Source organism: Sphingomonas phyllosphaerae FA2 (genome assembly GCF_000427645.1).
GTDB classification, from domain to species: domain Bacteria; phylum Pseudomonadota; class Alphaproteobacteria; order Sphingomonadales; family Sphingomonadaceae; genus Sphingomonas; species Sphingomonas phyllosphaerae.
In genome coordinates, this window is the sequence record NZ_KE386571.1 from 1,429,085 (window position 1) to 1,442,282 (window position 13,198).

The 13,198-nt window shown below is 66.6% G+C and carries 10 protein-coding genes; 6 read left to right on the plus strand and 4 right to left on the minus strand.

The window, feature by feature from the left end; all coding sequences use genetic code 11:
* Nucleotides 1–55: 55 nt before the first annotated feature.
* Nucleotides 56–1,465 carry a glutamate ligase domain-containing protein gene (locus SPHPH_RS0107140; RefSeq protein ID WP_028966086.1) on the minus strand — a complete coding sequence of 470 codons (1,410 nt, stop codon included), beginning with the start codon at nt 1,463–1,465 and terminating at the stop codon, nt 56–58.
* A gap of 50 nt (nt 1,466–1,515) precedes the next feature.
* Here SPHPH_RS0107140 and SPHPH_RS0107145 point away from each other — a divergent pair, with 50 nt between their 5' ends.
* Nucleotides 1,516–2,331, plus strand: a complete 816-nt coding sequence (locus SPHPH_RS0107145) for an LD-carboxypeptidase (protein ID WP_028966087.1) — start codon at nt 1,516–1,518, stop codon at nt 2,329–2,331.
* Between the two features lie 18 nt (nt 2,332–2,349).
* Here the strand turns inward: SPHPH_RS0107145 and SPHPH_RS19095 are convergent, their stop codons facing one another.
* Both SPHPH_RS19095 and SPHPH_RS0107155 read right to left on the minus strand, forming a co-directional pair.
* Nucleotides 2,350–3,327: a DUF3667 domain-containing protein gene (locus tag SPHPH_RS19095; protein WP_162143919.1), complete on the minus strand. Its 978-nt coding sequence runs from the start codon at nt 3,325–3,327 to the stop codon at nt 2,350–2,352.
* Nucleotides 3,328–3,402: 75 nt separating this feature from the next.
* A complete protein-coding gene (locus tag SPHPH_RS0107155) occupies nt 3,403–4,029 on the minus strand; it encodes a retropepsin-like aspartic protease family protein (RefSeq protein ID WP_028966088.1) in 627 nt (208 codons plus the stop codon).
* 285 nt (nt 4,030–4,314) lie between these two features.
* Between SPHPH_RS0107155 and thrS the strand changes: the two genes are divergently transcribed.
* The 4 genes from thrS (at nt 4,315) to SPHPH_RS0107175 (ending at nt 10,495) form a co-directional block, all read left to right on the plus strand.
* Entirely contained in the window at nt 4,315–6,300 is a 1,986-nt protein-coding gene (gene thrS / locus SPHPH_RS0107160) for a threonine--tRNA ligase (RefSeq protein ID WP_028966089.1), read from the plus strand.
* Between the two features lie 60 nt (nt 6,301–6,360).
* On the plus strand, nt 6,361–6,681 hold the full coding sequence (locus SPHPH_RS0107165) for a hypothetical protein (protein ID WP_028966090.1): 321 nt from the start codon (nt 6,361–6,363) through the stop codon (nt 6,679–6,681).
* A 271-nt stretch (nt 6,682–6,952) separates the two neighbouring features.
* Nucleotides 6,953–7,486 (plus strand): translation initiation factor IF-3, encoded by a 534-nt coding sequence (infC, locus tag SPHPH_RS0107170; protein WP_028966091.1) that lies wholly within the window; start codon nt 6,953–6,955, stop codon nt 7,484–7,486.
* Nucleotides 7,487–7,681: 195 nt separating this feature from the next.
* Complete coding sequence (locus tag SPHPH_RS0107175) at nt 7,682–10,495, plus strand: TonB-dependent receptor (protein WP_028966092.1); 2,814 nt, start codon at nt 7,682–7,684, stop codon at nt 10,493–10,495.
* Between the two features lie 118 nt (nt 10,496–10,613).
* On the opposite strand, the gene proS is transcribed toward SPHPH_RS0107175, so the two are convergent.
* Complete coding sequence (proS, locus tag SPHPH_RS0107180; RefSeq protein WP_037488242.1) at nt 10,614–12,143, minus strand: proline--tRNA ligase; 1,530 nt, start codon at nt 12,141–12,143, stop codon at nt 10,614–10,616.
* An 88-nt stretch (nt 12,144–12,231) separates the two neighbouring features.
* Here proS and SPHPH_RS0107185 point away from each other — a divergent pair, with 88 nt between their 5' ends.
* Nucleotides 12,232–13,131: a DMT family transporter gene (locus tag SPHPH_RS0107185; protein ID WP_028966094.1), complete on the plus strand. Its 900-nt coding sequence runs from the start codon at nt 12,232–12,234 to the stop codon at nt 13,129–13,131.
* Nucleotides 13,132–13,198: the final 67 nt, after the last annotated feature.

Genomic DNA, 13,198 nt, shown 5'->3' on the forward strand with positions numbered 1-13,198 from the left:
GGACGGCGGGAAGAAGCGGGTCCCCGGATCAGGTCCGGGGCGACGAAAGGAATGGTCAGCGGCCCAGCATCCGCACCATCTCGGCCGCGAGCAGCGACAGCGTGTCGTCGCGTGCACCCATCACGACGATGCGATCGCCGGGCCGCGCCTGTGCGACGCAATGCGCCGCCGCCGCGGCACGATCGGGAATGTGCAGCGCGTTGCAGCCGGCGATCGTGACGTCGTGGACGACGTCGGCGCTGGTCACATCGCGCGAGACGGTGCCACCCTGATAGACCGGGTCGGGCAACACCAGCAGATCGTCGGCGCGCAGGTGGGTCGCGAACATCGCGGCGAGTTCGGCGCGCATCACCTTGAGCGGGCCGTAGCCGTGCGGCTGGAACAGCGCGATGACGCGGCCGGGGAAGGCGTGGAGCGTGTCGAGGGTGGCGGCGATCTTGTCGGGGTTGTGGCCGAAGTCGTCGATCACGGCGACGCCGTTCGCCTCGCCGACCAGATCGAAGCGGCGGCGCAGGCCGGTGAAGCGCTCAACCCCTGCGACCGCCTGTTCGAGCGAGAGGCCGGCGGCGAGCGTTGCGCCGATCGCGGCGAGTGCGTTCGATACATTGTGGCGGCCCGGCACCTTGAGCGCGACGGACAGCCGCCGACCGCCCGCGATAAGCGTGAAGCGGATCGCGAACGGTTCGGCGACCATATCGGTCGCGAACAGGTCTGCGCTTTGATCGACCAGCGAGAAGCGGGTTACTCGCGCCGGGGGCAGCGCCATCGCGAGCCGCGCGGCGTCCATGTTGTCGGCGTTGATCACGGCGGCGCGGGCACGGCCGATGAAGTCGCCGAACAGTTGGTTCAACTCGTTGAGCGACTTGTGATCGAGGCTGACGTTGTTGAGCACCGCGACCTGCGGGCGATAGAGCGCGATCGAGCCGTCGCTCTCGTCAACCTCGCTGACATACGGATCGCCCTGCCCGACCAGCGCGCTGGCGAACGGACGATCGGTGCTGGCGAAGTCCTTCATCACCGCGCCGTTCATCACGGTCAGGTCGTGGCCGGCGGCGTGGAGGATCGTCGCGATCATGCCGGTCACGGTCGACTTGCCGCTGGTCCCCGCCACCCCGATCGGCTGTGCGGCGGCGTTGAAGAGGGCGGCGTTCAACTCGGCGCGCGACAGGCGGCGGCAGCCGAGCCGGGTGGCGGCGACGATGTCGGCGACACTGTCCTCGACCGCGGCGGAGGCGACGACGATCTGGTCGGGCGCTGTCACGCCGCTGCCGTCCTGCGCGAACAGCTCGATGCCGAGCGCGCGCAGGCCGTCGAACTTGGCGGGGACGCGGCCCTGATCGAGCCCGCGGTCGCTGCCGGCGACGATCGCGCCGCGTCCGCGGAGGATCATCGCCAGCGGCATCATTCCCGATCCGCCGATCCCGACCAGAAAGAAGCGCTGGCCCGATACGTTGCCGTCATGCATGGCGGCGGGCTATCGGCGCTTTGCGCGGGCGTGACAAGCAGGAGGTGGCGATGCGGATCGGAGTGCTGGCGGCGAGCAGCGTCGCCAACCCGGACGTGATCGCACCGGTTTCCGCCTTCGCGGCGGTCGCTTACCCTGAGATCGACCTCGTCTTCCACCCGCAATGCTATGCGCAGGACGGGCATTTCGCCGGATCGGACGCGGTGCGCGCGGCGGCATTCCTCGAATACGCCAACGATCCCGCGTTCGATGCGATCTGGTTCCTGCGCGGGGGTTATGGGTCGAACCGGATCTTGGCGACGATCATGCCACAGCTTGGGCCGGCGGCGCGGGCCAAGAGCTATCTCGGCTATTCCGACGTCGGGTTTCTGCTCGGCGCGCTCTATGCGCGGCGGATCGGACGCCCTGCGCATGGGCCGATGGCGAGCGATATCCGGCGGCGTGGCGGGGACGCGACCGTGGCGCGGTCGTTGGGGTGGCTGGCGCGGGGCGATCGCGCCGGGCTGGAGCCGGGGCTAGACGGGCGGCCGGCGGCGGCGTTCAACCTGTCGATCCTCGTCGCGCTGATCGGGACGCCGTACCTGCCAGATCTCGCCGACCATGTGCTGATCGTCGAGGAAGTATCGGAGGCGATGTATGCGATCGACCGGATGCTGTTCACGCTCGGCAATGCCACACAGCTCCGCAGCATCGCGGGGGTGCGGCTGGGCGCGGTGACGGCGGTGAAGGACAATGAGCCCGACTGGAGCGAACCGATCGAGGCGATGATGGTGCGCTGGTGTCGTGATCTGGGCGTGCCCTATCTTGGGCGCGCGCAGGTCGGGCATACGCACGCGAACCATGTGGTGCCGTTCGGGGTGGCGTGAGCGTCGGACCGACGACCGTCAGTGCGCGATGCCGAGCAGCAGGAGCAGCGCCACCCAGATCACCAGCGCTGCCAGCGCGGCGAACAGCGCCGCCGCCGTGCGCACCGTCGCGCTGCCGTTGCCGAGCCGGTAGGCGCCGCGCATCTGCGCGAACAGATGCACCGGGAACAGCAGCATCAGCAGCGCCACGCCGGACAGATGCAGCGCGCTGGACCACAGGATCATCGCGGTGATGAGCAGGCTGACGAAGCTCATCGAATAGGTGACGAACACCGCATGGTCGAACAGGTGCACGTCGCGCCGCCATGCGAACAGCAGCCACATAAACGGCACCGACAACGGGATCAGCGCCCAGGAGAATTTGTAGCCGTTCGCCTCCATCTTAAAGAGCAGCAGCTCCGGGTCCTCGATCGCGTGGTTCAGCTTTTCGTCGAGCGTGTGCCAGCCCGTCCTGATCGACTCGTTCACGCCATCGGAAGCATTGGGCATCCGATCCATGATCTTCCGGGCGTCCTCCAATTCCTGCGCGTTCGTCGCAAGCTTCGCGATGCGCGCGTCGATTTGTCGCGTGTCGCGCCCGGCGGTCGTCGCTTCGGCGCGTTGCCGGCGGAGCGTCTGGCCAAGGTCCTCGATGCGGGTCTGCTCGGCGACGAGCTGCGACCGCGCGTCGCGGGTCGGCGCGTTGACGTTGGCGAAGCCGCCGAACAGCGAATAGGCGATGTAGAGCAGGAACACCGAGAAGAGGTACAGAGCCAGCGGCGAGAGGAAGCGGCGGCGCTCGCCGTTGATATAGCGGCGGGTCAGCGCGCCGGGGTGGCGCAGCAGCATCCCGATCGTGCGCCACACCGCGCCCTCGATGTGCAGGACGCCGTGGGTGAAGTCGTGCCACCACGCGCCGAGCGTGCGGTGGATGTGTCCGGACTGGCCGCAGACATGGCAATAGTCACCGATGCGCGTCGCACCGCAATTCAGGCAGGTCGCCCCGCCGCCGCTCATCTCCATCTCGCTGATCCGCCCCGTTTATCCCCGCGGCCGGTCTGGCACAAAGCCGGCGCGTGCGGCAAGACAGCGTCAAACGGTGGGCTTCGTCTCTTGCGGATGGTGCGGCGTCAGGATCAGCGTGCGTCCCTCGACGCGCCAGCTCTTCAGCCGCGACAGGAAGTTCATTCCCAGCACGTCGACGTCGCCGAACGCGGGCGAGACGACCACCGCCAGATCGCGCGCGACGACATTGCCGAAGCGCAGTTCGGGCACTTCGCCGGTGTCGGCGCGGATCGTGCCGTTGGCGGTCTTGAGCAGCACCGGAAAGACGGCGGGCTTCACCTCGACCCCGGCGGCCGCGGCAGTGGCCGGGGACAGCGCGGTGATCGTCGCGCCGCTGTCGACCAGCAGCCGGTGCTGCGTCCCGCCGATCGTCGCGCGGACGTAGAAATGGCCGTCGCGGCTCATGCGAATGCGGGTTTCCTCGCCCGCGACCTTCTGTTCGTCGAGATCGAGCGCCGCCGCCGCGCGGCCGAGCCACGGGTCGAAGCGGCCGCGCTCGGCGATCGTCGCGTAGAGCAACAGTCCCGCACCGACCCATAGCGCGAGGCTGACCAGCGTCCGCAGGATCGGGATGCGTCGCGCCACCAGCGCCGCGACGAACAGCGCGCCGAGCAGCAGGTAGAAATGCGGGTTGGCCGAAATCCAGGCGGGCATGACGACGATATAGGGACGGCAAGCTTGCTGGAGAATGGCTGGCGCGGGCGCGGGCGGTGCGCTATGTCGATCGCGTGATGACGATGCCCACTACCACCACGACCCGGCCATGTCCGGGGGCCGGCGCCCGCGTCATCGGCTGACGTACGGCACCGCCCGCCCGGACCGGGTGGAGGCGGTGCGGCGGCTTTCCATCCTGACGATCACCCACGCCGCTCTTTTCGTCGGGGCACGGCATCGCTAGGCCGTTGTCACGACTTTGTGCAGGAAGACCCTTCGATGGAAATGCTCTCGATCACGCTGCCCGACGGTTCGGTCCGCGAGGTCGCGTCCGGCACCACCCCCGCCGACATCGCCGCCGCGATCGGGCCGGGGCTCGCCAAGGCGGCGATCGCGGCGCGCGTGGATGGCGAGTTGCGCGACCTCTCGCGCCCGCTGACGCAGGATGCGCGGCTGGCGCTGGTGACGCAGAAGGACGAGGTGGACGCGCTGGAACTGGCGCGGCACGACTTCGCGCACGTCATGGCCGAGGCGGTGCAGCACCTGTTCCCCGGCACGCAGATCACTTTCGGCCCGGCGACCGACGATGGCTTCTACTACGACTTCGCGCCCAAGGACCGCCCGTTCACCGACGAGGACCTGCCCGCGATCGAAGCCGAGATGCGCCGCATCATCGCCAAGAACGAGCCGTTCACGCGGGAGGTCTGGTCGCGCGAGCAGTTGATCGAGACGTGGCAGCGGCAGGGCGAGACGTTCAAGGCCGAATGGGCCGCCGAACTGCCCGACGGTGAGGAGCTGACGATCTATCGCCAAGGCGCGTGGCTAGACATGTGCCGCGGGCCGCACATGCCCTCGACCGGGCGGCTCGATTCCAATGCCTTCAAGCTGACGCGCGTATCGGGCGCCTATTGGCGCGGCGACCAGAAGAACGCGATGCTCAGCCGCGTCTATGGTACCGGCTGGCTCAACAAGAAGCAGCTCGACGCGCATCTGACGATGCTGGAGGAAGCCGCCAAGCGCGACCATCGCAAGATCGGCGCGGAGATGGATCTGTTCCACCTCCAGTCCGAAGCGCAGGGCTCGGTCTTCTGGCATCCCAAGGGCTATATCCTGTGGCGGCAGATGGAGGCGTATATGCGCCGCCGGCTCGACGCCGCCGATTATGCCGAGGTCAAGACCCCGCAGCTGATGGACGCGCGGCAGTGGGAACAGTCGGGCCACTGGGGCAAGTATCGCGAGAACATGTTCGTCGTTCCCGACGAAATCCCGAATACCGAGGACGAGGGCGCGGTCATCTCGGGCGATGCCGATATGATGGCGCTGAAGCCGATGAATTGCCCGGCGCACGTCTTGATCTTCAAGCAGGGGATCAAATCGTATCGCGACCTGCCGATCCGCATGGCCGAGTTCGGCTGCTGCCACCGCAACGAGCCGCATGGTGCGCTGCACGGGATCATGCGCGTCCGCCAGTTCACGCAGGACGACGCGCATATCTTCGTGCGCGAGGACCAGCTGGTCGAGGAAGTGCGCAAGTTCTGCGAATTGCTCCACTCGGTCTATCAGGATCTGGGCTTTACCGATTATGCGGTGAAGCTGGCGCTGCGGCCCGAGAAGCGCTTCGGCTCGGATGAGATGTGGGACCGCTCCGAGCAGGAATTGCGCGACGCGGTGCAGGCGTCGAATCTGCCGCAGGAGATCAAGGACAAGTTCGAGGAGCTGCCCGGCGAAGGCGCCTTCTATGCGCCGAAGCTGGAATTCCATTTGACCGACGCGATCGGGCGGACGTGGCAGGTCGGGACGATCCAGTCCGACCGCGTGCTGCCCGACCGGCTCGACGCGAGCTATGTCGGCGAGGACGGCAATCGCCATCGCCCGGTGATGCTGCACCGCGCGATCCTGGGCACGTTCGAGCGCTTCATCGGTATCCTGATCGAGCATCACGCCGGGCGCTTCCCGCTGTGGCTCTCGCCCGTGCAGGCGGTGGTGGCGACGATCGTCTCCGACGCCGACGATTATGCGCATGAGGTCGCGGCGAAGCTGCGCGCGGCGGGCATCCGGGTCGAGACTGACCTGCGCAACGAGAAGATCAACTACAAGGTGCGCGAGCATTCGGTCGCCAAGGTGCCGAACCTGCTGGTGGTCGGCAAGCGCGAGGCCGAGGAAGGCAAGGTCGCGCTGCGCCGGCTGGGCAGCCAGGCGCAGACCTTCCTGACGCTGGGCGAAGCGGTGCAGATGCTGCGCGACGAGGCCCGCGCGCCGGACATGCGCTGACGCTCGACGCCGTCGCTCCGCTCTCCTATGATGCACCTATATCATGGGAGGGCGGAGACGATGCGTATCTTGCTTGCGGCGCTGGCGCTGACAGTGCCCCCTCCCACGATGGCGCAGACGGGAATCAACGGACAAGTCGGCGGGGCCGGAGCGAGCGTCCACGACAATAACGGGCGCATCGATCGCGAACGCGCCGCCGGTCGGCTGTCGCGCAGCGATGCACGGCGCGCGAAGACCGAAAACGGCATCACCGACGATCTGGCGCGGCGTTATGGCGGCGACGGGCGGCTCACCGACGCTGAGCAGGCCGAAATCACGAACCGCAACAATGCGATGCAAAGCATCCTCAACGCACCGGCACGTACCGGGCCGAAGCGCTGAGCGGCAATCCTCCGCGATGAAGCGCGAGCCGAGCTTGCACTCTTAGGCCCTCTCCCCTCCGGGAAAAGGATTGAGTGAGGGTCAGGTGTCTCACCGAGAGCGCCCTCTCTGCGAAGCCTCTACCCCTCATCCCGGCCAGCATCGGGTGAACAGCAGGGGGCGCTGTTCACCCGATGCTCCCCGCGAGGGAGAGGGAGCTATTCCAAAACGCGAACGGATGCCCTATATTGAGGGGGTAATCACCACAGGAGCAATACCCATACGTCCTCCCATGATGCGCCGGCCAAACCAGGCGCCGCCGATGAACGGCCCGCGGTTCAATGAGTGGATCCAGAGCCCCAAGGTCCGCGTGATCGATCACGAGGGAGAGAACCTTGGCGTGATGTACACGCGCGAGGCGATGGAGCAGGCGCGCGAGGTCGGGCTCGACCTGGTCGAAGTGTCGCCCAACGCCGATCCGCCCGTCGCGAAGTTCCTGGACGTCGGCAAGTTCAAGTACGAGGCGCAGAAGAAGGCGAACCTCGCCCGCAAGTCGCAGAAGACGCAGGAGATCAAGGAGATCAAAATGCGTCCGAACATCGACGACCACGATTACGACACCAAGATGAAGAAGGTCGCCGAGTTCATCGAGGAAGGCGACAAGGTGAAGGTCACGATGCGGTTCCGCGGTCGCGAGCTGAGCCACGGCCAGCTCGGCATGAACGTGCTGCAGCGAGTCGCCGAGCAGGTGCAGGAAATTGCCAAGGTGGAAGCCTATCCGCGCATGGAAGGCCGCCAGATGCTGATGGTGCTCGCGCCCAAGTAACCGCGCCGGATTATCCAGCCTGCCGTAACGTCCGCCGCGCGTGATCCGCGCGGCGGCGTTGTATTTGTCGGACAGTGTTTTCAAAAATCGCCGGCCGATCTTGTAAAATGGCTGGACGCAGGCGGCTTCTGCGTTACGCTCGCCCGATACCGAACCTTCAAAGAGTTCGGATGACATTGGGAGAGAGATAGCGCCATGCGTCTTACCGCCACCCTTCTGTCCACCGCCGCCGCGGTGCTGGCGCTGCCGGCCCTGGCGCAGGACCAGACGAGCCCCGTCACCACCAACGCCGCTGTCGCCGGACAGAGCGACACCGCCGCCGCGCAATCCGGCGACACCGAAATGCTCAACGCCGGTGACATCGTCGTGACCGCCACCCGCCGCGCCGAGCGGCTGGCCGACGTGCCGATCTCGATCAACGCGGTCAGCCAGGCCGCCTTGCAGAACTCCGGCGCGACCGACATCCGCCAGCTTGCACAGCTTGCGCCGTCGCTGAACGTGTCGTCGACCGGGTCGGAGGCGAACGCCTCGGCGCGCGTCCGCGGCATCGGTACGGTCGGGGACAATCCGGGGCTCGAAAGCTCGGTCACGGTGTTCATCGACGGCGTCTATCGCAGCCGGACGGGGTCGGGGCTCAACGATCTTGGCGAGGTCGACCGGGTCGAGGTGCTGCGCGGGCCGCAGGGCACGCTGTCCGGGCGCAACTCCTCGGCGGGCGCGATCAACATCTATACCAAAGCGCCGTCGTTCGACTTCGGCGGCTATGCCGAGGGCACGTACGGCAATTATGATTTCTACCGTGTCGCGGGGGCGATCACCGGGCCGATCGTCAAGGACCTGCTGGCGTTCCGCATCGATGGCGTCGCGTCCAAGCGCGACGGCTTCTACAAGGATGTCGTCAACGACACCGACTATAACAACCGCAATCGCTGGTTCGTGCGCGGTCAGTTGCTGCTCGAACCCTCGCCCGATTTCTCGGTGCGACTGATCGGCGATTATACATGGCGCAACGAGAAATGTTGCGGGGCGGTCTATGTCGATACGCGCGAGAAGACCGATCCGACGCCGGGTGTACCGGGCGATTATGCGATCAACCCGGCGGGCAATCGCATCGTCAGCGTGATGCAGCAGGTGGCCGCGCTGCGCGGCTATCCGGCGGGCAGCGTCTTCCCGGCCGGCAACGATCCCTACAGCCGCCGCATCGCCTTTACGCCGGGACGTGCTTATTCGAACGTCACCAAGGATTATGGCGGGTCGGGGCAGATCGACTGGAATCTGGGCAGCGCTGCGCTGACATCGATCACGGCGTACCGCGAGTATAAGTCGGACGGCGCGAACGACATCGACGCCAATGTGCTCGACATCGGCTACCGTCCGAACGACGGCAACAACTATCGGCGATTCCATACCTTCACGCAGGAGCTGCGGCTGAACGGCGAGGCGTTCGGTGACAGGCTCAACTGGTTGATCGGCGGCTTCTTCAGCAACGAGGATCTGCAGGTCGTCGACAATCTGAAGTTCGGGCGCGATTACGGGGCGTTCGCGGCCTGCCGGATCGTCGCGACGATCAATCCCAATGCGGCATTGCGGAACCCGGCCAACCCGGGCTGCTTGAGCGCGGCGGGGTCGGCGATCCTGCAGGGGCAGGTGCCGGGCACGACCGCGGCGTTCGGGGCCGCAACCCCGATCGTGCTGGGCAGCATCCGCCTGCTATCGACGCTCAACGACCTGGGCACGACGCGCGACGTCTATAACCAGAATAGCAAGAGCTTCGCGGTCTTCACCCACAACATCTTCCGGCTGACCGATCGACTATCGTTGACCGCAGGCCTGCGCTGGACGCGCGAGCAGAAGGACTTCGATGCCACGTTCGGCAACAACAACACCGTCTGTCCGCAGGTGCAGGCGTTGCTGGGCGCGGGGCCGGGCGGCAATCTGTTCAACAACGCGCAATTGGCGGCGCTGACCCGCGGGATCGCTACCCTCGCCTGCACCGGCAATTCGTCCAGCGCACTCAACGGGCGCACGATCGACGACAAGCTGCGCGAGAATCAGGTGACCGGCACTGCGGTGCTGAGCTGGAAGCCGACCGACCGGTTGATGACCTATGCCAGCTATTCGCGCGGCTACAAGGCGGGCGGGTACAACCTCGACCGTTCCGATCTGGGCGATGCCTATACGGCCGCGACGATCGCCAATATCAATGGCAGCCGACTGCGCTTCGATCCCGAGACGGTCAATGCCTATGAGGTCGGGCTGAAATATTCGAGCCGGCAGTTCACCTTCAACCTCGCCGGCTTCCGGTCCGAGTTCAAGAACTTCCAGCTCAATACCTTCAATGGCACCAATTATGTCGTTGAGAATATCGGCTCCTGCTCGGACGGACTGAACGGGGCGGATCGTGACAATTCGCTGGCGACCGGCGCGTGCACCGGCGACGTCCGCTACGGCGTGGTCAGCCAGGGGTTCGAGGCGGAGGCGGGATTCTATCCGGCCGACCATCTTGCGATCAACATGGGCTATACGTTCGCCGACACGAAGTATCGCCGTAATCTGGTCGGTTCGGACGCGGGCGCGGCGCTCGATCCGGCGCTGTTCCTGCTATCGGGATCGCAGATGTCGAATGCGCCGCGCAACGTCATCACCACCTCGGTGAGCTGGAACCCGCCGATCGGCAGCAGCGGCATGTCGGCGCTGTTCTACGTCGACCAGCGCACGGTGTCCGATTACAATACCGGCTCCGACCTGTTCATCGAGAAGGAGCAGGACGGCTTCACGTTGCTCAACGCGCGCATTGGGTTGCGCGGCAATCAGGATCGCTGGGCGATCGAGGTCTGGGCGCAGAATCTTCTCGACACCGAATATCAGCAGGTGGCGTTCAACGCGCCGTTTCAGGGGGCGGGCAGCCAGCAGCAGGTGCAGGCGTTCGGCGGGGTCGGCAACCAGCTGTTCGCGTCGTTCCTGGCCGAGCCGCGGACTTATGGGTTGACGCTGCGGACGCGGTTTTAACCTCAATCGTCACCCCGGCGGAGGCCGGGGTCCAGTGGCGGGCCGCTCGTTGTTATACGGCGACGTTCCCCAACTGGGCCCCGGCCTTCGCCGGGGTGACAATATGGGTTGGTTAGCGTCAGTACGCGCGCCCGACCAGCACGCGCTCCACCGCGGTGTCGCCGGTGAAGATGCACGCGCCGTCCGCCGCCGCCTGCCCCATCGGTGCGTTGCGCAGCGTCAGCTTGAGCGCCTTCAGCCGCTCGACCACCGCGTCGAGACCCGCGCCGGTCGGGCGCGACCATTGCACCTCAAGCCAGCCGGGGTTCTTCGCGCCCTCGGCGAAATGCGCCTCGACCTGCGCCCAGTCACTGGCCGGCGCGATGTTCGCGTCCAGCCGCGCCCTGGCCTGATCGAACAGCGTCTGCTGGATGTCGCCCAGTAGCGCCGCGACGCCGCCCGCAAAGCCGTCGCGCGCCACCGCGGCGCTGTCGAGCTTGCCGTCCTCGCGGTACAGGCGATCGCGACGGATCACCGAGATGTTGCCCGCCGCCATGTCGCGCCCGCCGACCTCGATCACGAGCGGTGCGCCCTTCTTGATCCAGCCCCAGCGCTTGTTCGTCGCCTTGACCGGCTTGAGGTCGAGCAGCGCGCGCACCGGCTCGCCGAACGCGCTCTCGGCGGCCAGTGCCTGCTGCAGTTCGCGGCAGTACGTCACCAGCGCCCCGTCTTCGGGCGTGTCGCGGAGCATCGGGACGATCACCACCTGCCACGGCGCGACGCGCGGCGGCACGCGCAGCCCGTCGTCGTCGCCATGCACCATGATCAGCGCGCCGATCATCCGCGTCGAGACACCCCAGCTCGTCGTTTGCGCGTAATCGAGCTGCCCCTCGGCATTCTGGAAGCGGATGTTCTGCGCCTTGGCGAAATTGGTGCCGAGGAAATGCGAGGTACCGGCCTGGAGCGCCTTGCCGTCCTGCATCATCGCCTCGATCGACCAGGTGCCGACCGCGCCGGGGAAACGCTCGTTCTCGGGCTTCTCGCCGGCGATCACCGGCACCGCGACGCAATTCTCGGCGAAGTCGCGATAAACCTCGAGCATCTTGAGCGTTTCCTCGCGCGCCTCTTCGGCGGTGGCGTGCGCGGTATGCCCTTCCTGCCACAGGAACTCGGCGGTGCGCAGGAACATGCGGGTGCGCATCTCCCAGCGGACGACGTTCGCCCATTGGTTGATGAGCACCGGCAGGTCGCGCCACGACTGCACCCAGCGCGCAAAGGCATGGCCGATCACCGTCTCGCTGGTCGGGCGCACGACGAGCGGCTCCTCCAGCTTGGCGGCGGGATCGGGGACCAGACCGCCCTTCCCGTCCGCGATCAGGCGATGATGCGTGACGACCGCCATTTCCTTGGCGAAACCTTCGACATGGCTCGCTTCCTGCTCGAAATAGCTGAGCGGGATGAAGACCGGGAAATAGCAATTCTCATGGCCCGTCGCCTTGATGCGATCGTCGAGCAGCCGCTGGAATCGTTCCCAGATGCCATAGCCCCACGGCCGGATGACCATGCAGCCGCGCACGCCCGATTCCTCGGCCATATCGGCCTCGGTGATGACGGATTGATACCAGGCGGCGAAGTCGGCCTCGCGGGTGACGGGGAGCGCATGTTTCATGCGCGCGGCGATAGCGGCAAAAGCGCCCGCTCGCCAAGCGGCAACGCGCGGGGTTCCTTTGGCGGAGTGCGACGGTTAGGGACGACCTATGTCGGGTGATCGCGTCCTGAAGGGCATCGCCCTGCGCCTGCTGGCGATTTTCTTCCTCTCCACCATGTCGGCGCTGGTGAAACTCGCCGAAACGCGCGGCGCTTCGCTGCCCGAGACGATGTTCTGGCGACAGGCCTGCGCGTTGCCGGTGGTGCTGGGGTTCGTCGCGGCGACCCGCGGGTTGGGGTCGCTCCGCACGACGCGGATCAAGGGGCATTTGGCGCGGTCGTTGGTCGGGGTGGTCGGGATGGTGTTCACGTTCGGCGCGGTGCTGTTGTTGCCGCTCGCCGAGGCGACGACCTTCCAGTTCACGGTGCCGATCTTCGCGACGATCCTCGGCGCATTGGTGCTGGGCGAGCGGACCGGCGTGCAGCGCTGGGGTGCGGTGCTGGTCGGGTTCGCCGGCGTGCTGATCGTCGCGCAGCCGGGCAGTGGCACGCATGTGCCGCTGTTCGGGGCCATCGTCGGGCTGCTGGCGGCGTTGTTCGTCGCGCTGGTCGCGATCCTGCTGCGGCAATTGCGCGACGAGCCGTCGGGGACGACGGTGTTCTGGTTTTCAGTGCTGACGCTGCCGCTGATCGCGGTGCCCTATGCGTTTCACCTGAAGGCACATGATCCGCTGACGTGGCTGAACCTCGCGGCAATCGGGCTGGTCGGCGGGTGCGGGCAACTGGCGCTGACCGGCGCGGCGAAGCTGGCGCCGGTGACGACGGTGGTGCCGATGGACTATTCGGGGCTGATCTGGGCGACGCTCTACGGCTGGCTGCTGTTCGGGGTGCTGCCGAGCACGATGACGTGGGTCGGCGCGCCGGTGATTATCGCGAGCGGGCTGTTCATCGTCTGGCGTGAACAGCGGCTGGGGAAGCAGCAGACGGTGACCGCCGCGCCGGAGGATTGAGCAGCTTTACGTCATTGCGAGCGTAGCGAAGCAATCCAGGGCCGGACCAGGACGCTCTGGATTGCTT